This is a genomic window from Gemmatimonadaceae bacterium (assembly GCA_020851035.1).
Lineage (GTDB): Bacteria > Gemmatimonadota > Gemmatimonadetes > Gemmatimonadales > Gemmatimonadaceae > JACMLX01.
Genome location: JADZDM010000003.1, coordinates 1 through 23,013 on the forward strand (window position 1 = coordinate 1; position 23,013 = coordinate 23,013).

Below are 23,013 nucleotides of genomic sequence, written 5' to 3' on the forward strand. Positions count from 1 at the left end.
ACCCTCACGGGGCCAAGCGGCCGAAGGCGAGCATCATGACTGGGGCGAAGTCGTAACAAGGTAGCCGTAGGGGAACCTGCGGCTGGATCACCTCCTTAACGGAGTCCACGAGTAGACCCGCCGGGCAACCGGCCGGGCTGAAAGTGACTCAGTAGTCGCATCACCACGCGCCCTCTCTCAATTGCCAGTATATACACCTCGCCCCCGGCGCTCTCTCGAGTGCCGGGGGCGTCGTGCGTCATGGCCCTGCTGGATCCGCGTCCACTGCGCGACGGCAGGACGCGGACCTGCGGACCTGCGGAACTGTGGAACGCTGGAATTGTGGAACTATGGAACGGCAGAACGGCAGAACGCAAAACTGCAGAACGCAAAACTGAAGAACGCAAAATTGCCGAACGCAAGACTGCTGCACACGTGACTGCTGCACGCGAGACTGCTGAACGCAAGACTGCTGTACGCAAGACCGCTGAACGCCAGAGAGCTGCAAACGAGACTGCTGCACGCAAGACTACTGAAGGCAAGAACGCTGCACGCGAGACTGCTGCACGCGAGACGGAGGACTGCAGGGCGGTGGGAGCACCGGATGGCGAATACGCGGCGCGGAGGGTTGGGGCAGGGAAGAACCGGCCCCGCACGCGGGGCGCGATGCGGGACGGCGTGCGGCACCCCGTCGTGCGAACGGGAGGCGCAGCGGCGGGCTGCCGGTCACGGCGCTGCCGCGCGACGCGCCGTGCGGGCTCGGCCGTCGCTCGGCCCGTCTCGACGGGTTCCGTGCATTGTGCACCGAATCCACGCGGGGCTGACCGCGCGGTGAGGATCGGCAGGGATGGTGCCGGTCGACGTGGCATGCAAGGCACGACGCATGCCTTGCAGGGGGACATCGCACGACGGGCGCAGGAGTGTCCTGCGCCAGAGTTCCCTTTGTTCGCAGGAGTTCCCACATGACACGTACGTCACTTCTTCGTTCGGCCCTCGCGCTGGTCACAGCCGTGGTGCTGCCGATGTCGGTTGCGACGGCCCAGACCGACAGCGCGGCAGCCCGCAGCCGCGCCGGCATGTATGACGCCACACAGCACGTCGCCTTCACCGGCGTGACCGTCGTCCGCGTGGACACGGTCAAGGCCGCCTCGGGCACCGGCTCGTCGCTCAGCGCGGTGTTCGCCGCCGGCAACGACTCGCTCACCGCCTGGCTCGCACCGGCCGAGTTCCTCACCGCCAACTCGGTGACCCTCGCTGCCGGTGACGTGATCGACATCAGCGGCTCGAAGGTGATGATGGAGGGCAAGCCGGCGCTGATCGCCAGTGAGATCAAGAAGGGCGAGGCGAAGGTCGTCCTGCGCGACAAGGCGACCGGTGCCCCGGCGTGGCCACAGGGCACGGCACGGCCGTAGGTCGTCGACGAAACACAGGCCAGCGTACACGGGCCAGCGTAGGCGGGCCAGCGGCGGTCCGGGGAGTTGCGGGAGGCCGGACGGGGCGACGCAGCTCCGGTCGGTGACCTCCGCGCCCGGCCGCCGCACGCGTTGCGCAACGGGCCGATCGGGAATAGGTTGTGAGGTTCTTGGGGCCTGTAGCTCAGGTGGTTAGAGCGCACGCCTGATAAGCGTGAGGTCCGAGGTTCAACTCCTCGCAGGCCCACTCCCGGGACAGTCTGAAGGCGCCGCAGCGGAACTCGCTGTGGCGCCTTCGTGCGTCGGGCCGGTCCAGCCCGTGCCGCCCTATGCGCACCCGGTCCCGGTGCGCCCGCTCACCGCTGCGACGCGATCCAGCCGTCCACCTGCTGCGCCAGCACCGACATCGGCAACATGCCACAGCCCAGCACCCGGTCGTGGAACGCACGCAGGTCGAACCGCTCACCAAGCTGCGCCCGTGCCCGTTCGCGCAGCCGGACGAATCCGTTGCTGCCAATCCTGTGCGCCAGCGCCTGGCCGGGGATGTCGGTGCTGTAGCGCAGCGACTCGCTGGCGATCTGCGTGTCGGACTCGAGCACATGCGCCCGCATGTGGGCCACGATCGACGCGTAGTCGCCCCACCTCTCGCCATACGCGGTGTAGGAGCGCTTCCGGAACGCCGGAAGCTCGGGGTTCTCGCGCACCAGGTTCACCTGGAAGAGAGCTCGTGCGCGATCAGCGGCGCCGCGGTGAGCAGGCTGTGCTCGGCCCGCTTGGTGCCGTTGCAGAAGTAGTGCCCCATCGAGTCGGCGCGCGTCGGCTCCTGGTCGTATACGAACGTCATCGCGGGCTCCGGTTCCGGCGCGAGGCGGCGCACGTCGCCTCGGGCGCGTGGTCGCGTCGCGAAGGCCTTGTCGGGCAGCGGGTCCAGCCGGTTCGGGTGGATCATCAGGCGCTCGCCGAACTGCTCGGGCGTGGTCGCGAAGAGGTGCGGATCCTTCGCCAGCTGGGCGTGAAACTCCGCCCTGCTGCCGCGAAAGCCGAGTCGTAGCGGATCGCGGCCATCCCACGCTCGATGCGCGCCACCTCGCGGAGGCCGATGGCGTGCACGCGGGCGGGATCGGTGTCGAGCGTCGTATGCCACCGTGTCAGCCAGCGGTAGCCGGCGGTGGGTGGCCGCCGGGCACGTTGCAAGCCGGGGTGGGGCTGGTCGATCAGGGCTTGACACCAAGTGTAACAGGATACATGGTACACCTATGCTTCCCTTCCCGATCCTGATCCAGCCCGGCGAGTCGCCCGTCAGGCAGGTCGTCTTCGCCGCCACGAAGGCCATCCTCGCCGGTGTCATGCGGCCCGGTGACCCATTCCCCTCCGTCCGCGAGCTGAGCGAGGCGCTCAAGCTCCATCCCAACACGGTCCAGAAGGTGATCGCGGAGTTGGTGCGTGATGGCTTCCTGGCGGTCAAGCCTGGCGTGGGGACGGTGGTGACCGCTGGCCCACGGGCGCCTGACGAAGACCGGAGGCGCGCCCTGCACGCGAGCGTCGAGCAGCTGGTCGTCGAGGCGCGACGCCTTGGCATGCAGTGCGATGCGCTGGTGACGGACGTCGAGACGACGTGGACGGCGGTGTTCGGCACGCCTCGGTTGACGGGGACGGACGGCGGTGACGTGACCGGGCCAAACCGCCGCAGCGGGAGGGCGCGATGACGACCGTCACGGTGGAGGGCGCGTCGTACCGTTACGGGCGCGACACTCGTGACGCGCTGCACGACGTGTCCCTCGAAGCGCCGTCGGGTGCGATCCTCGGGCTCCTTGGCACGAACGGCGCGGGGAAGACGACCCTGCTGCAGTGTTGTGCCGGGCTGCGCGAACCGCTGTCGGGGCGTGTGCTCATTGATGGTGCGAGCACTGCCCGGCGCGCATTGATCGTCAGCGGTGTGGTCGGCTACGTGGCCGAGTCGGTGCGCCTGCCGAAGGACATGACGCTGCAGGCGCTGGAGCGGTGGGTTGCGCCACTGCACCGGCGCTGGGATGCGGCGCTTGCGACATCGCTCCGTGAGCGGTTCGCGCTGGACGCCGGGCGCAGTCTCACGACGCTGTCCCGGGGGGAGTACATGAAGGCCGCGCTGCTGTGTGTGCTGGCGGCACAGCCGCGTGTCCTGATCATGGACGAGCCCCTCGCGGGCATCGATGTGGTGACGAAGGATGAGATCCTGCGCGTCCTGCTGTCGATCGCGTCGTCATCCGGCACGACGATGCTGCTGGCGTCACATGACATCGCCGAGGTGGAGTCGGTGCTGAGCCACGTGGTGATCATGACGGCGGGGCGTGTGCGCGTGGCGGGATCGATGGAGTCGGTGCGGGAGCGGTATCGCCGGGTGACGATGGTGGGTGGTGATGCCCTGCTGGATGCGTTCGCTGGTGAGCAACGCTGGCTGGAGACGCAGCGTGCGGGTCGCGTGCTGAGCATCGTGGCTGACGGCGCACGGACCCCGCTGGATGCCGGGATGCTGCAGCGGCGCTTTGCCGGCGCCGACTCGATCACGGTCGAGGACCTGTCATTGCGGGACTTGTACTCGTCGGTGGTACGGGGCACGCGGCGTGACGCGACACAGTCGGAGGCTGCATGACATGGATGCACCAGGTGTGGCATGTACACCGGCGTGACCTGCGCCGGACGTGGTTCTTGCTGGCGTTGTACGCCGCGGTGCTGTGCCTGGCGGTGGCGCGCGCCCTGGAGTGGCCGCCGGCGATGCACACTGCGTTGTCACCGGTGGGATTGATCGCCACGGTTCTCGCGGTGCTTGCGACGGTGCGCGCCGTGCACGCAGACGATACGACCCGGGCCGACGCCTTCTGGGCGGTCGTGCCGTTGCAGTCATCCGCCGTGGCGGCGTCAAAGCTGCTCTACGTCCTGTCAGTCGTCGCCGCCTACGGCGCGGCGACACTCGTGATTCGCGCGGCGTGGCAGCTCGGGCCGATCGGCTGGGATGGCGCGCACGCGATGTATCCGGTGTTGACGCTGACGCTGCTCGGGATGGCGCTCGCGGCATCGGTGTTCGGGACGATGACGAGCATCGGTGCCGTTGTCTCCGGCACGCTGGGGTTTGCCTTTGCCGGCCGCGCCATCTACGATCTCCCGCAGAAGAGCATGGCTCCGTCCCTCTGGTGGTCTGCGGTGACGCTGCTGGTAGTGGGATGTACGGCCTTCCTCGTGCGGCGATATCACACGCGCGAGACGACGGTGCTGACACGCGGTGCGGCGCTGGGCACCGGAGCACTTGCGATGCTCTTTCCCGTCTTCGGCTTGCGCTCGATGCCCGGGGAAGGCATGGTCGAGTATGACCCGACACACACCCTCGATTCCGTCTCGCTGACGCTTCCGCTCACGACACCGCCCGTGTGCGAGGGAGGGCGGCTCGCTGTGCCCGTGTCACTGAAGGGGCCGCCCGTCGGCCTGCGCGTGGGGCTGCGTCGTCCGACGCTCGACGTCGCGCTCGATGATGGCTCGACGCTGAAGCTCTCGTTGTCGACGTCGAGTTTCGTGCCACTGCCGGATGGTTACGGGCCGTTGCTCCTGACCGATCGCCAGCGCAGTCAGCTTCGCGTCGTGGGCCTGGGTCCTGACACCGGCGCAGTCACGTTTCCCCTCGAATTCGCGGTGACCCCTGCGGATTCCGGGCGCGTGTGCGGACATCTCGAGCGTCTCGCGATCCGGGCGTGGGTCGTCACGGAAACCGGTGTCGAGGTGATGCGTGTACCGCTGCGCAACGCGGCAGGGGCTGCGGCTCCACGGAATCGCGTCCGCATCATCTCGCAGGCGATCAGGGATTCGAGCGTGACCATCAGGGCACGACTGTCGGGAGTGACCGATGACTTCACACGTTCCCCCGAGCTCGGCTTCAACGCGTATGCGCTGCTGAACACGGCGCGCGGGGAGGTGGTGCCGTTGACTCATTCACGCGAGACGGATCCGACGTGGACATCCGGCCTGCCGGGTGGAATGCGGCACTCGGGCATCACACTCGACTTCGGGCTGCAGGATCCGCAGCATCCGCGTCTGGGCGGGCTCGAATCGTGGCGCGACGGCTCCGTGCTGCTGGTCACGGCCCCCCGGCTTGCAGGCCGTGGATGGCGAAGCAGTCCCAGCGTCGCGGTGCCGCACGCGCCCAACCGAAGCGCCAAGTCGGAGGGCCGCCGTGAGTGAGCAGTCGGAGCCAACCGGACTCTGGGAGCCAACCGGACTCTGAGTCGCGAGCGGCAAGTGAAGTGGCACCGGCTCCAGCTCCAGCTCCAGCTGCTGGCGGGAGGGGCGCGGTCGGCAGCTGAGGTGAAAAGGATGACAAGGACTCAGAGTCCTTTGGACCAGAAGGATGACAAGGGCTCAGAGTCCTTTGGACCAGAAGGATGACAATGACTCAGAGTCCTTTGCACCAAAAGGATGACAAGGACTCAGAGTCATTTCTCCCCAAGACCACGACGGACCTCACGATTCCTCGATGGAGCTCCGCCCACCCGTAACGGAGTTGGCAACAACGGCGCCCATCGCAGTCTTGCTGAGTTCGTCGTACGCGGTGCGCCGGCGCCCCTGATTCAGTATCTGTTCGGTTCATTGCACCCTGCTGTCAGGCACTCCTGTCGCCTGATCAACGTGAGGTCCGAGGTTCAACTCCTCGCAGGCCCACTCCCGGGAGGCTGTCACGAGGGCGGTGCAACGGTTCCGTTGCACCGCCCTCGTCGCGTTCGCGGACGCGCGGTGCAGCCGGCACGCCCTCGCGCATGGCACGCCCCCCCGCATGGCACGGCCACCGCCGCGCGCGTCGCTATCTTCGCGCCATGCCCTCACCCATGCGCTCGATCACGCTGCTCGCCGCGACCGCCCTCACCGCCGCCTGCCAGCCGATGGAGGCGCCCGCCAGGCCGGCGTCGGACGCACCGCCAGCAACCGCGCCCGCCCGACTCCCCTCGCGACCGGCCCGCGTCGCCACCGCGGACTCGGCCATGGTGGTCTCCGCCTCCCCCTACGCCACCGAGGCCGGCCTCGCAGTGCTCCGCGACGGCGGCAACGCCATCGATGCAGCCGTCACCGTCGCGATGACCCTTGCCGTCACCTACCCCGCTGCCGGCAACATCGGTGGCGGCGGGTTCCTGCTCGCGCGCATCGACGGTCGCAACGTCGCACTCGACTTCCGCGAGACGGCCCCGCGCGCTGCCACGCGCGACATGTACCTCGACGCGGCCGGATACGTGACCGACCGCAGCGTGACCGGGGCGCTCGCCGCCGGTGTGCCAGGGTCAGTCGCCGGCCTCTACGAGGCGCATCGGAAGTATGGCCGCCGCCCGTGGGCCGAACTCGTCGCCCCCGCGATCGCCCTGGCCGCGAACGGCTTCGCGATCGATTCCGCATTCAGCGATGACGACGAGAGCGGCGCGCACCGCCTCGCGCTGGACTCGGCCAGTGCCGCACTCTTCCTGCGCGACGGGAAGTTCCGCCGGCTCGGCGAGACCTGGCGCGCGCCCGGCCTCGCCCGGGTGCTGCAGCGCATCGCCGATCGCGGTCGGGACGGATTCTACAAGGGTGAGACGGCGGCGCTGATCACCACCGCGATGCGGCGCAGCGGCGGCATCATCTCGCTCGCCGACCTGCTCACCTACCAGCCGGTGTGGCGCGAGCCGGTCACGTTCACCTATCGAGGCCACCAGGTCATCTCCATGCCGCCGGTGTCGTCCGGCGGACTCACGCTCGCGCTCATCCTGGGAATCCTCGAGGGCCGGGACGTCGCCGCGCTCGGCTGGCGCACGCCCGAAGCCATCCACCTCCTGGCCGAGGCCGAGCGTCGTGCCTTTGCGCGCCGCAACATGCTGCTCGGTGACCCGGCGTTCATGCGGATCCAGGAGGAGTCGTTCCTGTCCGCCGACACGGCGGCCGCGTTGCGCGCGGAGATCGGCAGCGTGTCGTCCGGTGGCGGTGCTGCGGCGGCCCCGCGCGAGCCCCGGCACACCACGCACCTCTCGGTGGTGGACGCGGCAGGCAACGCGGTGGCCATCACCACCACGCTCAACGAGAGCTATGGCGCCGCCTTCACGGTGCCGGGTGGCGAGTTCCTGCTGAACGACGAGATGGACGACTTCACCGCCAAGGTGGGGGCGGTGAATGCGATGGGACTGGTGCAGGGCAGCGCCAATGCGATCGCGCCTGGCAAGCGGATGCTCTCCAGCATGACGCCGACCATCATGCTCGACAGCGCGAACCGCGTCGAGCTGGTGACGGGCGCCGCCGGGGGCGCCTACATCATCACGGCAGTCGCGCACCAGATCGTGAGCCTGGTGGACCACCACCGTACCCTCGGCGAGGCGATGGCGGCCCCGCAGTTCCATCACCAGGACATCCCCGATTCGCTGGTGGTGGAAGCCACCGCATGGGCCGACAGCGCCACCGCATTCATGCGTCCGCTCGGCCATGGCGTGAAGCTGTCGCCGTGGGGGTTCCTCGCGAATGTGCAGAGCATCCATCGCGAAGGCGGGCGGTGGAGCGGCGTGACCGAACCGCGCGGACGGGGCCTGGCGCGGGGGTATTGAATCGCTGCAATTCGGTGACGGAAATTCGGTGACAGTGCACGGACAGAAATCCGGTGACAGTGCACGAATTCCCCCAAGATCCGGTGACAAAATCCGGTGACAGTGCACCAATTCCCAGAGAAATCCGGTGACAGTGCACGAAATCCCCCAGGGAATTCGTGCACTGTCACCGGATCTCCCCTGTCACCGGATTTCCCCTCGAACGTGGCGGGGACGGGAATTGGTGCACTGTCACCGGATTCCCGGGGAATTCGTGCACTGTCACCGGGTTCCCGGGAATTCGTGCACTGTCACCGGATTCCCTGTCTGTCACCGGATTTCCCGCCACCGGAGTTCCCTCGAACGTGGCGGGGACGGGGGGCGGCTGGCATATTCGCCGGATGTCGACCATCCCGCGCCGCGCTGCCATCGCGACCGCGTTCGCCCTCGGCGCCGCGTCGCTCGACGCCCAGCCCGCGCCGCGCAGCTTCGCGGCCGCCTGGGCGCCGGTTCGGGCGTTCTTCCACGCCACGCTCGCCGCCGAGGGCATGGTCGGTGGGTCGATGGCCTTCTTCCCCGGTGACACGGTGCTCGCGCGCGAGCACTTCGGGTTCGCGGACCTCGCCACGCAGCGGAGGGTGGACGACCGCACGATCTTCCACTGGGGGTCGGTCACGAAGACGCTGACGGCAGTGGCCATCATGCAGCAACGTGACCGCGGTCGCCTCACGCTCGACGACGCGATCCTGCGGACGGTGCCGGAGCTGCGGGCGGTGCACAACGCGTTCGGGCCGATGGACGCGATCACGATCCGGCAGCTGCTGTCACATTCCGCCGGCTTCCGGAACGGCACCTGGCCGTGGGGCAACGGTAAGCCGTGGGAGCCGTTCGAGCCAACCGAATGGTCGCAGCTGGTGGCGATGATGCCGTACACCGAGGTGCTGTTCGCGCCGGGCACGCAGTACGGATACTCGAATCCCGGATACGTCTACCTCGGGCGCGCCCTCGAACACCACGCGGGCGAGGCGTACGAGACGTACGTGGAGAAGAACCTCTTCCGCCCGCTCGGCATGGCGTCGAGCTACTTCGACCGCACGCCGTACCACCTGCTGCCGCACCGGTCGAACAACTACCTCACCGTCGCGGGCACCCCGGTGGCGCAGGGGCTGGACTTCGACACCGGCATCACCGTGGCCAACGGCGGCCTGAATGCGCCGGTGGGCGACATCGTGCGCTACCTGCAGTTCCTCGCGGACGCGCCGGGGCTGTCGGCGGATGCACGTGGCGTGCTGGCGCGGACCTCGCTGGAGGAGATGTGGCGCGGTGTGGTGCCGCAGCGTGCGGGGAGCCGTGACTCGCTCGGTCTGGGCTTCTTTCTCGAGGAGCGGAACGGGCTGCGGCTGGTGGGCCACACGGGCAGCCAGGCGGGATTTCGCGCCTTCTTCTACATCGACCCCACCAGCAGGGCGGGCGTGGTGGCGGTGTTCAACACCGCACCAGGCGGCGACGCCGGCGTGCCACCCGGGTCCCCCGGCGCGACGCCGCACATCGACGTGATCATCGGTGGCCTGGTGGACCGGGTGACGAAACAGGTCTTCCCGCTGTACCGGCGCTGACGGACGGCACCGGCGCCGTGCCGGCCGGAGGCCGCGGTGCCGCTCAGCGATTGATGGTGGACTGCGCCGCGTCCGAGTAGCGCGCCCCCTGCACGGCGATCGCGTCCGCGGCCGCGGTGATACGGCGCACGTCGTCCGGCGTGAGTGCCAGCGTGGCGCCGCCGAGGTTCTCGTCCAGGCGCGTGAGCCGGCGCGTGCCGGGAATCGGCGCGATCCACGGCTTCTGCGCGAGCAGCCAGGCCAGTGCGACCTGCGCCGGCGTGGCATGGAGTCCGGCGGCGATGCTGGCGAGCAGGTCCACCACCGCCTGGTTCGCGGCGCGGTTCTCGGGTGTGAACCGCGGCACCGTCATGCGGAAGTCGGTGCTGTCGAACGTGGTGCTGGCATCGATGGCACCGGTGAGGAACCCGCGGCCGAGCGGGCTGAATGGCACGAAGCCGATCCCGAGTTCCTCGAGCAGCGGGAGGATCTCCGCCTCCGGCTCGCGCCACCAGAGCGAGTACTCACTCTGCAGCGCCGTCACCGGTTGCACCGCGTGCGCGCGACGGATCACGCCGACGCCCGCCTCCGACAGGCCGAAGTGCTTCACCTTCCCCTCGGCGATCAGGTCGCGGACCGTGCCGGCGACATCCTCGATCGGCACGGCGGGGTCCACGCGGTGCTGGTAGAGCAGGTCGATCGTGTCCACGCGCAGCCGCTGCAGCGAGGCCTCGGTGGTCTGGCGGATGTAGTCCGGCCGGCTGCAGAGTCCCGCCGAATTGCCGTCGTCATCGTAGCGGAAGCCGAACTTGGTGGCGATCACGACCTGGTCGCGCACCGGCGCCAGCGCCTCACCGACGAGGTCCTCGTTCGTGAACGGCCCATAGACCTGCGCGGTGTCGAAGAACGTGACGCCCCGGTCCACCGCGGCCCGGAGCAGGGCGATCATCTCGCCGCGGTCCGACGCAGGGCCGTACCCGAAGCTCATGCCCATGCACCCGAGCCCAAGGGCGGAAACCTGCAGGGAACTCGTGCCGAGGGTGCGCTGCTGCATGGGGATTGCTCCGTCGTGGCTGTGGATGGCGTTCCGCCTCGCGGGTCGCGCGTGGCGGGGAGGTGGCAGGTGAACCGGGCGACCGTCAATCGGCCGCGGCCAGCACCTCCAGCAACCGCGCCCGCCCGATGTTCTGCCCGCACGAGATGGCGACGCGCGTCGCGCCGGCGAACCGGGCATCGGCCGCCGCGTGCTGGAGGAGTCCCGCGAACGCCACGCCGGCCGACCCCTCGACGAGCTGGTGCAGGTCGTCGATGTGGTCGCGGATGGATCGCGCGATCGCCGTCTCGCTCACGAGCAGCCAGTCGTCCACCAGCGCCTGGCAGAGCGGGAAGGTGATGCTGTCGAGGTCCACGCCGCCGGCGGTGCCGTCGGAGAAGGTCGGCAGCGATTCCTGCACGAGCATGCGGCCGGCTGCCACCGAGGCGTGCATGACGCACGAGTTGGCGGGTGACACGCCGACGATGTGCACGCCGGGGTTCGCAGCCTTGAGCGCGGCCGCCACGCCGCTGATCAACCCACCGCCACCAACGCTTACATACACGACGTCGATGCGGCCGAGCTGTCGCAGCAGCTCCGTTCCCACCGTGCCCTGGCCGGCCACCACATCGGGATCGTTGTACGGCGAGAGGTAGTGCCAGCCCTCGGCCCTCGACACGCGCTGCGCCTCCTGTTCGGTGTCGTTGCTGTCGGTGCCGAAGAGCTCGACGCGCACGCCGGAGCGTCGCACCGCATCCAGCTTGGCCGGCGCCACGTTCTCGGGCAGGAACACAACACCGTCGTGACCGGCCGCACGCAGGGCGCTCGACACCGCGATGCCATGGTTCCCCGAACTGGCAGTGGCGATGGTGCGGCCGAGCGGGATGGCCTGCTGCACCGCGTTGGTGGCACCGCGCAGCTTGAATGAGCCGGTGCGCTGCAGGTGCTCGGCCTTCACGAACACGGGGCCGCCCGTGCGCTCCGCGTACTGCGGCCACTCGACCACCGGCGTCTCGATCACGGTGGGCCGGATGCGACGGTCTGCCTGCGCGATGGCGTCGGTGAGGGCGGGATCGACCTGTGGTGTGGTCATGGCTGGCTCGGGAAGGTGCGGCGCTGCGGGTGCCGGCGGCGCGAACGCCGCTCAGTCAGGCCAGCGCGCGGGCGACGGCGGTGGCGATGGCGATGTCCTGCACGGCGACGCCGGTGAGGTCCGCGATGACCAGGTCCCCGTCGTTGCGCCTCCCCGCTGCTCGCGCGGCGATCACGTCGCCCAGCTCGACTGCGGAGGCCGCCGTGCGGGTGCCGGCGGCGATGGCATGATGCAGCTCACCGCGTGTGAGGCACTGGGAGCGACTGTCGACCACGAAGAGGTCCGCGCGACCGCAGAGCGCCGCGCTGAGCTCCTGCTTCGTCTCGGTGTCCGAGCCCATCGCGACGATGAGTGCGCCGGCCCGGACATCGACGGTGTCCAGGTAGGGCGTGCGGCTGGCGGTGGTGGTGACGAGCACCTGCGCGCCGTGTGCGGCCTCGTGCACATCGCGGGTGGTCGTCACGTCGAATCCGGCGTCGGTCATCTCGCGGCGGATGGCCTCGAGCGCCTCGGTATGCCGCCCCCAGATGCTGACGTGTCGGCAGCGCACGACGGGGGCGATGGCCTCGAGCTGCATTCGCGCCTGCACGCCGGTGCCGAAGATTCCGATGCGCTCGACCCGCTGCGGTGCGAGGTGCCTCGCGACGATCGCGCCGGCGACGGCGGTGCGGACGTTGGTGAGGTGGCCGCCGTCGAGCAGCACGGTCTGCAGCATGCCGGTGTGCGCGCTGAAGACGAGCATCACGCCCGAGTATCCCGGCAGGCCGAGCGCCGGGTTTCCGGGGAAGCCGGTGGCGACCTTCACCACGAAGGACGCGCCGTCGGTGAGGTGACCGTACTTGATGTGACAGTCACCCTCGGGGGCGTCGAACAGCAGCTCACCGACAGGGGGAACTGTGGCACGTCCCTGCGAGTACGCGACGAACGCCGCCTCGATGTCGGGGAGGAGGTCCAGCCCCACCAGCGCCTCGCGGATGCTCGCGGCCGGGATCACCCGCGCCGGCGGCGCATCCTGGCTGGTCACAGCGCGAGCACCACGGTCACGAAGTCGCTGGCACCGGCAGCGCCGCTCACCCGCAGGATCACGGGACGCACGGTGCCGTTGGTGAAGGCGATGGTGGCCGTGCCGGCGGCGCCGGCTGCGGTGGCGCGCTGGATCACGACGTTGGTGGTGGCGTGTCGCAGCTCGATGGTGACCGGGAAGCCCACGGCCGACGCAGTGATGCGCACCTGCTGCCCGACGCCGAGTGATGGCAGGATGCGGAGGTCACGTGCCGTGCACGCCGGCGTGAGCGCGGTGCGGAAGTTGACGCCGGTGGTGACATCGGTGGTGGCGCAGGTGAGGCGCGGGTCGGGATCGAGCTCGGTCACCACCGAGTAGCTGCCCGGCGCGAGTGATGGCGCCGTGACGAGGAAGCCCACCGTGCCGGCGCGGACGACGGCCAGCGCGGTGACGGCGGTGTCGGCCGCGGGGAGGGCATACAGCGCCGAGCCGATGTTCATCGGCACCAGGCCCGCCGTGAGCGGCGAGGCGGGCACGAGCCGGAGCGCGTAATAGGCCTGCGCGGTGGTGGTCACCGAGTACTGGTTCGCCGCCTTGAAGCCGTGCAGGTTCTGGCAGGTGGACGCATCGAAGGTGCCGGTGACGGTGGTGCCGAGCGGCACCGCGCGCACGATGCTGCACGCGGGGACGATGACGATCTCCACCGTGTCGCGCAGCGAGTCGGCGCCGAGGCGCTGGGTGGCGGCCTCGATGCTCGCGACGCCGTTGGCGGTGGCGGTGACGACGCCCGCGCTGGTCACCGTTGCGAGCTCGGGGGTGAGCGACCGCCAGGCGACGCCGGCGGCGAGCAGCGCGCCGTTCTGGTCGCGCACGGTGGCGGCCAGCGGCCGGGATCCGGCGGGGGAGAGCGTGTCGAGCGCCGGCGTGACGGCGAGGACGGTGGCGACGCGCGGCCTGACGGTGACGAGCACGCTCGCGCGTGCGAGGCCGTTGCCGATGGTCGCGACGATGGTGACGTCACCGGCGCTGAGCGCGCGCAGGCGTCCGGCGGCGTCCACGGTGGCGATGCTGGTGTTGTTGGACTCCCAGGTCAGCGTGCGGTCGTCGGTGCTGCAGCCGCCGGTGAGTGTCGCGCGGAGGAGGCTGTCGGTGCCGGCGTCGATCGTGAGCGTGGGGGGCGACGGCACCAGCACGCGGCGCGGCTCGACGATCCCGCCGCAGCTCGCGGGATCGGCATCGCTCGAGCAGGCGGCGAGAAGCAGCGGCAGGGCGGCACAGGCCAGCGCTGCCAGCCACCCGCGCCGTGCCGTCATCGCGGGTAGCCCAGGCTGATGCCCACCTTGGCGGCGTAGGTCATGTACGGCGTGAAGTTCAGCACGCCGAGCGACCCGAACTGCTGGCGCACGAGCTGCACGCCGGCGTCGACGTTGGCGATCCGCGACAGCTTCACCGCCAGCCCGCCGCCGAGCCCGATCATGCTGCCGTTGGTGCTGCCTTCCTCCGCGAACTGGAACTCGCCGCGGAGTCGCTGCACGACGACGCGGGCGGAGAGGTACGGGAAGACCTGGCTGGAGCCCGTGGGCGGCACCCAGCGGGGCTCGATGAAGACGCCGGTGATCTTGAGCTTGTCCTGCGCACGGGTGTGCACGGTGTATTGCATGCCGATGCCGATCGACGCAGCACCGAACGTCTCGCTGGCATAGACGCGGTTGAAGCGCTGCTGCAGCTCGACGCCGAATCCGGCGACGCGCTTGCCCGCCGCCTCGGCCGTGGTCACGAGCCCGGAGAGCTGCACCGCGAAGGGTTGCGCCGACTGTGCGCGGGCGATGCCCGGGAGGGTGAGGAGCATCGCCGCCGGCAGGAGGGCCGCGGCGAGCCGGGGGCGTCGGGGGCCGCGCGAGGTGTGGTGCATGCGGTGGTTCAGGGGCGGGAGGGGTGGCGCGCGGTGGTCAGGGGCGGCGGAGTGCGCCGATGGCGAGCGCGGAGCTCGAGACACCGGACTCGCGCTTCTCGACGTCCATCGACACCGACGCCACGCGCGAGACCGGCCGGCCGGCGGCGTCATACTTCGACAGGCGGATCTCGAACGTCACGCGCACGGCATAGGCGGTCGAACTGATCGTGCTTGGCCCGCTGGCGAGCGTGACGCGGTGATCGGCGCCGTCGGCGAGGAACTGCATCAGCTCGAAGTTGCGCACGTTGCGCGCGCGCACCGAGGCGACGAAGCGGTCGACGACGCTGCGGATGTCGTCGCTGCCCGGCAGTTCCGGTCGTGCGGGCTCGCGTGCGGCCGGCGGCGGCGTGGGAATGGCCACCGGTGCGGCAGCGACCGACGGCGGTGGTTCGGCGACCGTGGCGGTGCGGGTTGGCGCCACGCGTGGTGCGACGACCACCGGCTGGGGCGGGGCGAACACGGTGAGCGTCACGCTGCGCTGCCCGAGCCGGCCCGCGTCGGCGATGATCCGCGCGCGGCCCGGATTGACGGCAGTGATGGCCCCCGTGCGACGATCCACGAACAACACGTCGGCGTTGGTGCTCGTGAACTCCACCGGCGCTCGCACCGTGCGACCCGATTCACGGTCACGCACCGCCCACCGGAGCTGCAGCAACTCGCCGGGGCGCAGCGTGTCGCTCACGAGCGGCTGCAACCGGAGCACGGCGTTCGCGGCGGTGGGCTCGTCCGGCGTCGGCGTGGCCGGCGCGTCGCTGGCGAGCGGCGTGGACGGCTGTGCGACCGCAGGCGGGGCAGGTGCCGGCTCCGGCACGACCGTGGCGGCGGCGACCACCGAGTCGCGTGGCGCCGGTGCGGCTGCGGGCACCGTGACCGCCGGCTCGGCCCCACGTGCGTAGGGGCTGGTGGCGGTGTCGGGCGGCAGCGAGTCGGCGAACGCGCTGCCGGCGGACACTGCGACCGCGGCCGGCTCGCCGTCGTCCTCCTTGTCGCCAAGTGACGACGAGAGCAGCAACCCGCCGGCGAGCACGGCCACACCGACGGCCACGCCGGCGATGACGCGGACTGGTGACACCTTCCCCTGGAACAGGTCCGCGCTGAGCCCGGTGTTGCCCGGCAGGATCAGCGGCGCCCGCCCGGTGCTTTCCGGCCACGCCTCGTTCACCCCGGCGCCGCAGTGGGCGCAGGTGAGATCGTCCTCGCTGATCTGCGCCTTGCAGGCGGGGCAGGTGGCGGTGAGCGTCTGGGACATGTCGGGCGGGAGGGCGGGTCGGGACGGGAACGAGCGCACGGCATCGTGCGACCGGCCGCGGCCACGGGACTGCCCGTCAGACACCCACCTGCGCTGATCGTGCCGCAGTGCCCGTGGTGCGGGACGCTCTGCTGTCCCCACGCCCCGAAATATACGGCTTGCGCCGGGCTTCCGCTCCTCGCGCACTGCGGCGCGGGCGGCCGACGCGCCGGTGGTGGCCGCCCGCACCGGCGGGTTGCGGACCGGCGGACGCCGCCATGCTCAGCCGCGGTCGCTACCCGCCCGGATCACGACCAGGAACCGATCCACCTCGGTCCGGAGCGACTCGGCCATGCGCGAGAGCTCATCCGCCGCGCCGAGCATCTGGCCGGCCGCCTCGCCGCTGTCGCGCACGGCGTTGGAGACGGTGCTGATCGCCCGCGTCACGTCGCGCGTGCCGAGGGCCGCCTCGTGGATGCTGCGGTTGATCTCGCCATTCGCGCTGCGCTGTTCCATCACGGCGCCGGTCACCGACCGCGAGAGGTCGTGCATCCGCGTGATGGTGCTGCCGATGCCGTCGATGGCGAGCACCACCTCGCCGGTGGCCCCCTGGATGGCATCGACCTGCCGCTCGATCTCGGCCGTCGCCGCGCCGGCCTTGGTGGCGAGGTTCTTCACCTCCGCCGCGACCACCGCGAATCCGCGGCCCGCCGCGCCGGCGCGTGCCGCCTCGATGTTGGCGTTCAGTGCGAGCAGGCGGGTCTGGCTCGAGATGTCGTTGATCAGCTTCACCACGCGCGAGATCTGGCCCGAGGTGGCGAGCAGGGACGAGACGGTCTCGCTGGTGCGCACCGCCGCCGCGACGGCCTCGCGCGAGAGGTCGCTCGATTCCACGGCCTGCCGCTCGATCTCGCCCGACGTCGCGGTGATCTGCTCGGCGGCGGCGGCGACGGTGTCCATGCCGCGCGACGCCTCCTCGGCGGCGGCCGCGACGGTGGTGCTCTGGCGCGACGTCTCGTCCACGGTGCCGGAGAGGCCCTGCGCCGTGGCACGCGCCTCGGTGGCGGCGGCGGCGACGCTGTGCACGACGACGGAGATGGCCGCCTCGAACTCGTCGGCCAGCCGCAACCGTGCGTTCCGGGCCTCGCGGAGCTTCTGCGTGGCCCCGTGCATCTGCGCGGTGGCGGCATTGATCAGCGTCGCCGCGGTGCGATACGAGCCGAGCAGCCCGCGCACCAGCACGCGCCGGTAGAACTTGCCCTCGGAGGCGTGCTGCAGCGAGGCGCTCGCCTCGCGCACGAAGGCGTCGGAAAGGTCGAGCAGGTGGTTGACGCAGGTGGCCAGCTCGCCGAGCGGGCTGTCGTGCGCGATGCCGAGCACGCGTGGTTCGAGGTTGCCGGCGGCGGCCTCGCGTGCCACCGTGCAGATCGAGGCGATGCCGGTGCGGTACGCATCGAGCTCGGCGCGGAGCGTGGCCACCTCCGCACGCAGCGCGGCGCCACCATCGCCGGGGGCAGCGGGTGCGATCGGGCGACTGCCTGCGCGCGGCGCGCGCACCGTTGGTGGCGCCTTCACAGCGACCAGACCCATTCGTCGTACGTCATCCCGGCCGACCGGAGCGTGTCAGCCAGCATGGCGCACGAGGCCTCGAGGCCGGCGCTGCGGTCGACGTGCCGCTGCTCCTCGGCCAGGAGGGCCGCGTACAACGGGGTGACCCTGGCGACCTTGTCGCGATCCGGCACGCGACGGTTGGAGTGGAAGCCGATGATCGCACCGTCGGGTGCGTGGCTGGGCGTGATGTGTGCGAGCACCCAGTAGTTGTCGCCGTTGCTGGCCATGTTGTTCACGTAGGCGAACACCTCGTGCCCGGCCATCAGGCGTTCCCACAGGAATCGGAAGACGGCACGCGGCATGTCGGGATGGCGCACGATGCTGTGCGGCGCGCCCAGGAGCTCCGATTCCGGGTATCCCGAGACGCGCACGAAGACGCCGTTCGCGTAGGTGATGCGCCCGCGCACGTCGGTCTTGCTGACGATGATCTCGTCATCCCCGAAGACGCGTTCGCGTCCGGAGCGCGTGATGTCCAGTCGTGCCGTCGCCATGATGCGTGTGCCAGCCCGGTCCGGGTGTCTCGCTGCAGGAATCCCTGCTGCTGGTGTCGGCCTGGCGGCGCTGGAGCTGCAGCGCGCCATGGTGAGATCGCGCTCATGTGCGCCTGGCGCGCCGGGCGGAACAAAGCGCGGCGAGAGTCCGGGACGACTGCCCGGGCTGCTCGCCGCGTCTCGACTCGACTCGATGTCACGCGGTCGATGGAGCCGGCCGCGGGTGAGGGGGGAAGTGTCGGTGCCGACGGAATGCCCGGTGCATCGTCGTGGGCCCGTGCGATCCTGGAGTGCGGCGCCAGCACGCGGTCGCCTCCCGGTAGGTCTGCCAGCACCGGGAGAATGCCAGCGGGCGGAAGCGGTGTCGAGTTGCCGCAGGAGCGATTGTTGCCTATGCACTGGGGTGCATCGGCGATGGGATCACGGCGCCTGCCCTGCCGCGTCCGGGACGACCGGAACGAGGAACTCCCAGGCGAACGTGTCACCTGAACTCACCGCCGCACAGGTGCCACCAGCGCGCGCGAGTTCCGCGTCGGCGAGCGCGATCCAGCGCCGTGCCGCGCGACGCAGTGCACGATCCGGCAGGCAGGGGGCGGCGGTGACGCTGCCTGCGACCACGCTGGCGCTGCCGTCGTGCTGCAGGCGCAGCGTGACGCGTCGTGCATCGGGGTGTTGCAGTCCTGTCGCGCGCACGAGCGCGGGCACGAGCCAGGTGAGCGTGGTGAGTGTCGTGGCGGGCACGATGCCGGCGGAGACCTGCCCGTCGATGACGGCGGCGCATGGCAGCACGTCGTGCATGAGCGGGGCGACGCTGGCCCACCAGCGCGCGAGGTCGCGGTGCGCCGGTGGTGCGAACGCGTCTCCGGCACCGAGACCCCGGATGTGACGCGCGGCGGTGGCGAGGTCGTGCATGCCGGCACCCACGCGGTGCAGTGAGCCGGCCAGTGCGGCCGTGCGGGCGTCGGCCGCGCTGGCGGCATCGGCATCCTCCGCGCGATCCGCTGCGGGCCTGACGGCGCCGAGCGTGCTGGCGATGAGGCCGAGCGGGCTGGCGAGATTGCCAAGCTCATGTGCCGTCGCGCCGAACCAGAGGAGCAGCAGCTCCATCCGCTGGCTGGTGCAGGTGCGGCGCAGGTCCGGGACGGCGGGATGGGAGGCCGCGCGTGGTGGGCGACGCGACATGTCAGGCCGCGCCGCGTGGTGCGCAGACTACACTTCCGGGTGACCACTGCACTCGAACCCTCAGGAGCATGACGACCCTCGTATCCCCATGAGCGCGCCGATCCGTGTCCTGCTGGTGGATGACCACCGAATCATGCTCGAAGGCCTTGCCCTGCTGATCGCCGGCAGTGGCGACATGGAAGTCGTGGCGCAGGCCCTCGATGGCGCCACGGCCCTCGCGCAGTTCGAGGCGATCCGTCCCGACGTCTGCATCGCCGACCTGCGCATGCGACCGATGGATGGCGTGGAGCTCACCGAGCAGATCCGGAAGCGGGTGCCGGACGCGAAGGTGATCCTGCTGACGACGTACGACACCGACGACGAGATCTTCCGCGGGTTCCGTGCCGGGATCGCGACCTACCTGCTCAAGGACATCGACAGCGCGGGACTGCTGCAGGCGATCCGGAGCGTGCACGCCGGCCATCGCATCATCGCGCCCGGCATCGCGCTGAAGCTCGCCGAGCACGTGGCGGCCGACGCCCTCACGCCGCGGCAGGAGGAGGTGCTGCAACTGGTGGCGCTCGGGAAGACCAACCTCGAGATCGCTGACACGATCTTCATCAGCGAGGGCACGGTGAAGGCGCATGTGCGGGCGATCCTGCACAAGCTCGGCGCGCGGGACCGGACGCAGGCGATCACGGTGGCGATCCGTCGCGGGCTGGTGCGCACGTAGGGCGTCCCTGCGCGCGGTCGGAGGCGCGGGTGGCGGAGGCCTCACGACGCGATGTCCATCACCACCTCGCCGGCGTGCACGCGGTGCAGGACGTCGAGCAGGCGGTCGGGGGTGATGAGCTTGGACACGAACCCGGCGGCGCCGGCGTCGAGAGCCGCGGTCCGCGCGGCGCTGCCGGGATGCCCGGTGATCACGATCACGCGGGACGGGGCGCCCTGTCGCCGGAGGGCGGCGATCACGTCGAGCGGCTGGTCGGTGCCCGGCAGGCTCAGGTCGAGGAGGACGATGTCCGGTGCCAGTGCCGTGATGGTTGCGACGGCACCGTCGAGCCGGTGATGCGGCGGCAGCCAGGTGATGCGTGGATCGAGGGTGAGCCGGATGCCGAGCGCCTCGGTGAGCAGTTCGTTGTCGTCGAAGCAGAGGACGCTGATGGCTGCCACATCCCGCGGTGCGCCTGTTGGTCCGGTCACGGAGGTCGCAGCTTCAGGAAGACGGGCGCCCTGTCCGGGCCGTTGGTCGCGGGCATCCGGGCGTGGGGGCGCGCCAGGGGAAGGGCGGGGCTGAACGGGAAGTTATGTCGCGATCAGGGCGGCGCCACACTCGACAGGGACGCGTGCACGATGAGTTCTCCTGATTCGCAGGCTGCGACCGACTCGGGCGCCAGCGAGGCCCATGCCGGGGTGACGCACGGAGACGCCGTGCTTTGTGCCGCGCGCCGTGCCGCGCACGACATCGCGAGCCCGCTCGGCGGGCTGCGGAACGTGGTGGAGCTGTTGCGGCGCACCGGCGACGATCCCGTCGCACGGGAGAAGTATCTCGGGATGCTCGATCGCGCCGCGGACCAGATCCAGGCGTCCACGGCCGCGCTGGCGCGTGTGGTGGCCGTCGCGGACGAGGAGCGGGACGCGGCCAGGCGCACCGGTGCCGGCTGACGGAGCGTTCCGCCGGACGATACCGCGGCGCGCATCCCCGTCGCACATTTGCCGGAGAGGCCCCTGGCTCCCCCCTCCGCTGACCACATCGATGTCCTGTCACGTCCGACCCGCGCCGGCCGTGGGCCTCGCGCTGTGTGCCTGCCTCGTGGGCGCGTGCACGCGCCCCGCCCCCGGCACCGCGGGCGCCTCGGCCGACTGGCCGGTCTACGGCGGCAACACCGAGCACACGCACTACTCCACGCTCGGACAGATCACGCCCGCCAACGTCGCGTCGCTGCGCGTGGCGTGGACGTACCGGACGGGGGATGAGTTCAAGGGATCGGAGATGCAGGCCAATCCCATCATCGTCGATGGCGTGATGTACGCGACCACGCCGAAGCTGCATGTCTTCGCGCTGGACGCGGCGACGGGGAAGGAACTCTGGCGCTTCGATCCCAACCACGGTGCGCCGCCCACGTCACGCATCCGCCATCGCGGCGTGGTGGTCACCGGCGACCGCGTGATCTTCAACTATCGCCACCGGCTCTTCGCGCTCGATCGCACGACGGGGCGGCCGATCCGGGGCTTCGGCAACGACAGCGGGTGGGTGGACCTGCGCGAGGGTCTCGGCCGGCCGGCGACGGAGATCTCCGTCAGCGCCAGCACACCCGGCGTGGTGTTCGAGGATCTGCTCATCATCGGCAGCACGGTGCCGGAGCAGCTGCCGAGCGCACCGGGCGATATCCGCGCCTACGAGATCGCGACCGGCCGGCTGCGCTGGAGCTTCCACACGATTCCGCATCCGGGTGAACCCGGCTACGAGACATGGCCGCCCGACGCGTGGAAGGTGGCCGGCGGCGCGAACGCGTGGGCGGGTGTGACGATCGACCCGGCTCGCGGGATGGTCTTCGCCGCCACGGGCTCGGCGTCGTACGACTTCTACGGCGCGAATCGCACCGGCGACAATCTCTACGCCAACAGCGTCATCGCGCTCGATGCGCGCACCGGGCAGCACAAGTGGCACTATCAGGTGCTGCGTCACGACCTCTGGGACCGCGACCTGCCGGCCGCGCCGATGCTGGTGACGGTGCGGCGCGACGGGAAGCCGGTGGATGCCGTCGCGCAGATCACGAAGACAGGCCACGTCTGGCTGTTCGACCGCGCGACGGGCGCGCCGATGTTCCCGGTGGAGGAGAAGCCGATGCCGACGCTGGCGCTCGATGGCGAGCAGCCGGCGTCCACGCAGCGCTTCCCGACACTGCCGGCACCGTTCGCGCGACAGGCCCTCACACGCGACGACCTCACACAGCGCACGCCGGCGGCGCATGCGGCCGCACTGCGCACCTTCGACGAGTACAACCCCACCCACCCGTGGGAAGCGCCGAACGTCACCAAGGGGACCATCATCTTTCCCGGTGTGGACGGCGGTGGTGAATGGGGTGGCCCCGCTTTCGACCCGGTGACGGGACTGCTGTACGTGAACTCGAACGAGATGGCGTGGCTGCTGAAGCTCGTGCCGCGGAGCGACCAGTCGCTGTACGCCGCAACCTGTGCCAGCTGCCACGGCGAGAACCGCCAGGGCAGTGCCGGCGGACCGTCGCTCATCGACGTCGCGCGGCGGCGCACGCCGGCGCAACTGCTGTCGATCATCAGCGAAGGCACCGGGCGCATGCCGGCGTTCGGCGGGGCGATGGACCGGGCCGCGATGACGGAGATCGTCGAGTACCTCACCACCGGCCGGGACATGCGCGCGGTGGCGATGCCCACCGGCCCGCAGTTCCTGAAGTACCGCACGGCGTACTTCGACATCTTCCTCGATCACGAGGGCTATCCGGGGATCAAGCCGCCGTGGGGCACGCTCAACGCGATCGACCTGAACACGGGACGGACCGCCTGGTCGATTCCGTTCGGCGAGTACCCCAAGCTCACCGCGCAGGGCGTGACGGGCACCGGCACCGACAGCTACGGCGGGGCGATCGTGACGCAGAACGGGTTGCTCCTGATCGCGGCCACGACCTACGACAACAAGTTCCGCGCCTTCGACAAGGCGACCGGCCGCCTGCTCTGGGAGACCACGCTGCCGGCGGCCGGGAACGCCACGCCGTCCACCTACATGGTGGATGGCCGGCAGTACATCGTGATCGCCTGCGGGGGCGGGAAGAACGGTGCGCCCAGCGGGGGCACGTACGTGGCCTTCGCCCTCCCGTGACCGGCGAGCCGGACAAGGGCGCTGAATCCTCCGGGCGACT

General features: G+C 70.4%; 21 protein-coding genes, 1 tRNA gene and 1 rRNA gene. 11 read left to right on the top strand and 12 right to left on the bottom strand.

The features are described 5' to 3' along the window. The 3 genes from IT355_02585 to IT355_02595 all read left to right on the top strand — a co-directional run. Nucleotides 1-98, top strand: a 16S ribosomal RNA gene (locus IT355_02585); the annotation flags it as partial. Nucleotides 99-941: 843 nt separating this feature from the next. Continuing rightward, the gene (locus IT355_02590) at nucleotides 942-1,391 is read left to right on the top strand and encodes a hypothetical protein (protein MCC7052126.1); all 450 of its coding nucleotides are present in this window, start codon (nucleotides 942-944) and stop codon (nucleotides 1,389-1,391) included. 173 nt (nucleotides 1,392-1,564) lie between these two features. Then, a tRNA-Ile gene (locus tag IT355_02595) sits at nucleotides 1,565-1,638 on the top strand. 109 nt (nucleotides 1,639-1,747) lie between these two features. Here IT355_02595 and IT355_02600 read toward each other — a convergent pair. Both IT355_02600 and IT355_02605 read right to left on the bottom strand, forming a co-directional pair. Beyond that, nucleotides 1,748-2,095, bottom strand: coding sequence for a DUF885 family protein (locus tag IT355_02600; protein MCC7052127.1), 348 nt, complete (start codon nucleotides 2,093-2,095; stop codon nucleotides 1,748-1,750). A gap of 5 nt (nucleotides 2,096-2,100) precedes the next feature. Then, nucleotides 2,101-2,340, bottom strand: a complete 240-nt coding sequence (locus IT355_02605) for a hypothetical protein (GenBank protein MCC7052128.1) — start codon at nucleotides 2,338-2,340, stop codon at nucleotides 2,101-2,103. A 307-nt stretch (nucleotides 2,341-2,647) separates the two neighbouring features. On the opposite strand from IT355_02605, the gene IT355_02610 reads away from it, so the two are divergent. From IT355_02610 to IT355_02630, 5 genes are all read left to right on the top strand, one after another. Next, on the top strand, nucleotides 2,648-3,097 hold the full coding sequence (locus IT355_02610; GenBank protein ID MCC7052129.1) for a GntR family transcriptional regulator: 450 nt from the start codon (nucleotides 2,648-2,650) through the stop codon (nucleotides 3,095-3,097). Continuing rightward, nucleotides 3,094-4,020, top strand: a complete 927-nt coding sequence (locus IT355_02615; protein MCC7052130.1) for an ABC transporter ATP-binding protein — start codon at nucleotides 3,094-3,096, stop codon at nucleotides 4,018-4,020. Before IT355_02610 ends, IT355_02615 begins: the two co-directional genes overlap by 4 nt. Beyond that, nucleotides 4,017-5,597, top strand: coding sequence for a hypothetical protein (locus IT355_02620; protein MCC7052131.1), 1,581 nt, complete (start codon nucleotides 4,017-4,019; stop codon nucleotides 5,595-5,597). Before IT355_02615 ends, IT355_02620 begins: the two co-directional genes overlap by 4 nt. Before the next feature lie 629 nt (nucleotides 5,598-6,226). Beyond that, a complete protein-coding gene (gene ggt / locus IT355_02625) occupies nucleotides 6,227-7,969 on the top strand; it encodes a gamma-glutamyltransferase (protein ID MCC7052132.1) in 1,743 nt (580 codons plus the stop codon). Between the two features lie 380 nt (nucleotides 7,970-8,349). Then, a complete protein-coding gene (locus tag IT355_02630; GenBank protein MCC7052133.1) occupies nucleotides 8,350-9,564 on the top strand; it encodes a beta-lactamase family protein in 1,215 nt (404 codons plus the stop codon). A gap of 43 nt (nucleotides 9,565-9,607) precedes the next feature. Here the strand turns inward: IT355_02630 and IT355_02635 are convergent, their stop codons facing one another. From IT355_02635 to IT355_02675, 9 genes are all read right to left on the bottom strand, one after another. Next, nucleotides 9,608-10,597 carry an aldo/keto reductase gene (locus IT355_02635; protein MCC7052134.1) on the bottom strand — a complete coding sequence of 330 codons (990 nt, stop codon included), beginning with the start codon at nucleotides 10,595-10,597 and terminating at the stop codon, nucleotides 9,608-9,610. Nucleotides 10,598-10,682: 85 nt separating this feature from the next. Then, nucleotides 10,683-11,669, bottom strand: a complete 987-nt coding sequence (locus tag IT355_02640; protein MCC7052135.1) for a pyridoxal-phosphate dependent enzyme — start codon at nucleotides 11,667-11,669, stop codon at nucleotides 10,683-10,685. A gap of 55 nt (nucleotides 11,670-11,724) precedes the next feature. Next, nucleotides 11,725-12,693 (bottom strand): hypothetical protein, encoded by a 969-nt coding sequence (locus IT355_02645; GenBank protein MCC7052136.1) that lies wholly within the window; start codon nucleotides 12,691-12,693, stop codon nucleotides 11,725-11,727. Continuing rightward, complete coding sequence (locus IT355_02650) at nucleotides 12,690-13,985, bottom strand: Ig-like domain-containing protein (GenBank protein ID MCC7052137.1); 1,296 nt, start codon at nucleotides 13,983-13,985, stop codon at nucleotides 12,690-12,692. Before IT355_02650 ends, IT355_02645 begins: the two co-directional genes overlap by 4 nt. Beyond that, a complete protein-coding gene (locus tag IT355_02655) occupies nucleotides 13,982-14,584 on the bottom strand; it encodes a hypothetical protein (protein ID MCC7052138.1) in 603 nt (200 codons plus the stop codon). Before IT355_02655 ends, IT355_02650 begins: the two co-directional genes overlap by 4 nt. Before the next feature lie 37 nt (nucleotides 14,585-14,621). After that, nucleotides 14,622-15,875 (bottom strand): hypothetical protein, encoded by a 1,254-nt coding sequence (locus IT355_02660; protein MCC7052139.1) that lies wholly within the window; start codon nucleotides 15,873-15,875, stop codon nucleotides 14,622-14,624. Between the two features lie 261 nt (nucleotides 15,876-16,136). Further along, nucleotides 16,137-17,444 (bottom strand): hypothetical protein, encoded by a 1,308-nt coding sequence (locus tag IT355_02665; GenBank protein MCC7052140.1) that lies wholly within the window; start codon nucleotides 17,442-17,444, stop codon nucleotides 16,137-16,139. After that, nucleotides 17,426-17,956, bottom strand: coding sequence for a PAS domain-containing protein (locus IT355_02670; protein ID MCC7052141.1), 531 nt, complete (start codon nucleotides 17,954-17,956; stop codon nucleotides 17,426-17,428). The genes IT355_02665 and IT355_02670 overlap by 19 nt, the downstream gene beginning before the upstream one ends. A gap of 420 nt (nucleotides 17,957-18,376) precedes the next feature. After that, entirely contained in the window at nucleotides 18,377-19,138 is a 762-nt protein-coding gene (locus tag IT355_02675) for a hypothetical protein (GenBank protein ID MCC7052142.1), read from the bottom strand. An 88-nt stretch (nucleotides 19,139-19,226) separates the two neighbouring features. On the opposite strand from IT355_02675, the gene IT355_02680 reads away from it, so the two are divergent. After that, complete coding sequence (locus IT355_02680) at nucleotides 19,227-19,850, top strand: response regulator transcription factor (protein MCC7052143.1); 624 nt, start codon at nucleotides 19,227-19,229, stop codon at nucleotides 19,848-19,850. A 41-nt stretch (nucleotides 19,851-19,891) separates the two neighbouring features. Here the strand turns inward: IT355_02680 and IT355_02685 are convergent, their stop codons facing one another. After that, nucleotides 19,892-20,290, bottom strand: coding sequence for a response regulator transcription factor (locus IT355_02685; GenBank protein MCC7052144.1), 399 nt, complete (start codon nucleotides 20,288-20,290; stop codon nucleotides 19,892-19,894). 180 nt (nucleotides 20,291-20,470) lie between these two features. Here IT355_02685 and IT355_02690 point away from each other — a divergent pair, with 180 nt between their 5' ends. Both IT355_02690 and IT355_02695 read left to right on the top strand, forming a co-directional pair. Then, entirely contained in the window at nucleotides 20,471-20,782 is a 312-nt protein-coding gene (locus tag IT355_02690; GenBank protein ID MCC7052145.1) for a hypothetical protein, read from the top strand. Nucleotides 20,783-20,873: 91 nt separating this feature from the next. Next, nucleotides 20,874-22,973 (top strand): pyrroloquinoline quinone-dependent dehydrogenase, encoded by a 2,100-nt coding sequence (locus tag IT355_02695; GenBank protein MCC7052146.1) that lies wholly within the window; start codon nucleotides 20,874-20,876, stop codon nucleotides 22,971-22,973. The last annotated feature ends 40 nt before the right edge of the window (nucleotides 22,974-23,013 follow it).

Excerpts from the sequence above, each read along its gene's own strand:
- IT355_02655 (MCC7052138.1), bottom strand. The coding sequence starts at position 14,584 with ATGCACCACACCTCGCGCGGCCCCCGACGCCCCCGGCTCGCCGCGGCC.
- IT355_02690 (MCC7052145.1), top strand. The coding sequence starts at position 20,471 with ATGAGTTCTCCTGATTCGCAGGCTGCGACCGACTCGGGCGCCAGCGAG.
- IT355_02605 (MCC7052128.1), bottom strand. The coding sequence starts at position 2,340 with ATGATCCACCCGAACCGGCTGGACCCGCTGCCCGACAAGGCCTTCGCG.
- IT355_02635 (MCC7052134.1), bottom strand. The coding sequence starts at position 10,597 with ATGCAGCAGCGCACCCTCGGCACGAGTTCCCTGCAGGTTTCCGCCCTT.
- IT355_02680 (MCC7052143.1), top strand. The coding sequence starts at position 19,227 with ATGAGCGCGCCGATCCGTGTCCTGCTGGTGGATGACCACCGAATCATG.
- IT355_02615 (MCC7052130.1), top strand. The coding sequence starts at position 3,094 with ATGACGACCGTCACGGTGGAGGGCGCGTCGTACCGTTACGGGCGCGAC.
- IT355_02695 (MCC7052146.1), top strand. The coding sequence starts at position 20,874 with ATGTCCTGTCACGTCCGACCCGCGCCGGCCGTGGGCCTCGCGCTGTGT.
- IT355_02640 (MCC7052135.1), bottom strand. The coding sequence starts at position 11,669 with ATGACCACACCACAGGTCGATCCCGCCCTCACCGACGCCATCGCGCAG.
- IT355_02610 (MCC7052129.1), top strand. The coding sequence starts at position 2,648 with ATGCTTCCCTTCCCGATCCTGATCCAGCCCGGCGAGTCGCCCGTCAGG.
- ggt (MCC7052132.1), top strand. The coding sequence starts at position 6,227 with ATGCCCTCACCCATGCGCTCGATCACGCTGCTCGCCGCGACCGCCCTC.
- IT355_02650 (MCC7052137.1), bottom strand. The coding sequence starts at position 13,985 with ATGACGGCACGGCGCGGGTGGCTGGCAGCGCTGGCCTGTGCCGCCCTG.
- IT355_02630 (MCC7052133.1), top strand. The coding sequence starts at position 8,350 with ATGTCGACCATCCCGCGCCGCGCTGCCATCGCGACCGCGTTCGCCCTC.
- IT355_02620 (MCC7052131.1), top strand. The coding sequence starts at position 4,017 with ATGACATGGATGCACCAGGTGTGGCATGTACACCGGCGTGACCTGCGC.
- IT355_02665 (MCC7052140.1), bottom strand. The coding sequence starts at position 17,444 with ATGGGTCTGGTCGCTGTGAAGGCGCCACCAACGGTGCGCGCGCCGCGC.
- IT355_02675 (MCC7052142.1), bottom strand. The coding sequence starts at position 19,138 with ATGTCGCGTCGCCCACCACGCGCGGCCTCCCATCCCGCCGTCCCGGAC.
- IT355_02670 (MCC7052141.1), bottom strand. The coding sequence starts at position 17,956 with ATGGCGACGGCACGACTGGACATCACGCGCTCCGGACGCGAACGCGTC.
- IT355_02590 (MCC7052126.1), top strand. The coding sequence starts at position 942 with ATGACACGTACGTCACTTCTTCGTTCGGCCCTCGCGCTGGTCACAGCC.
- IT355_02660 (MCC7052139.1), bottom strand. The coding sequence starts at position 15,875 with ATGTCCCAGACGCTCACCGCCACCTGCCCCGCCTGCAAGGCGCAGATC.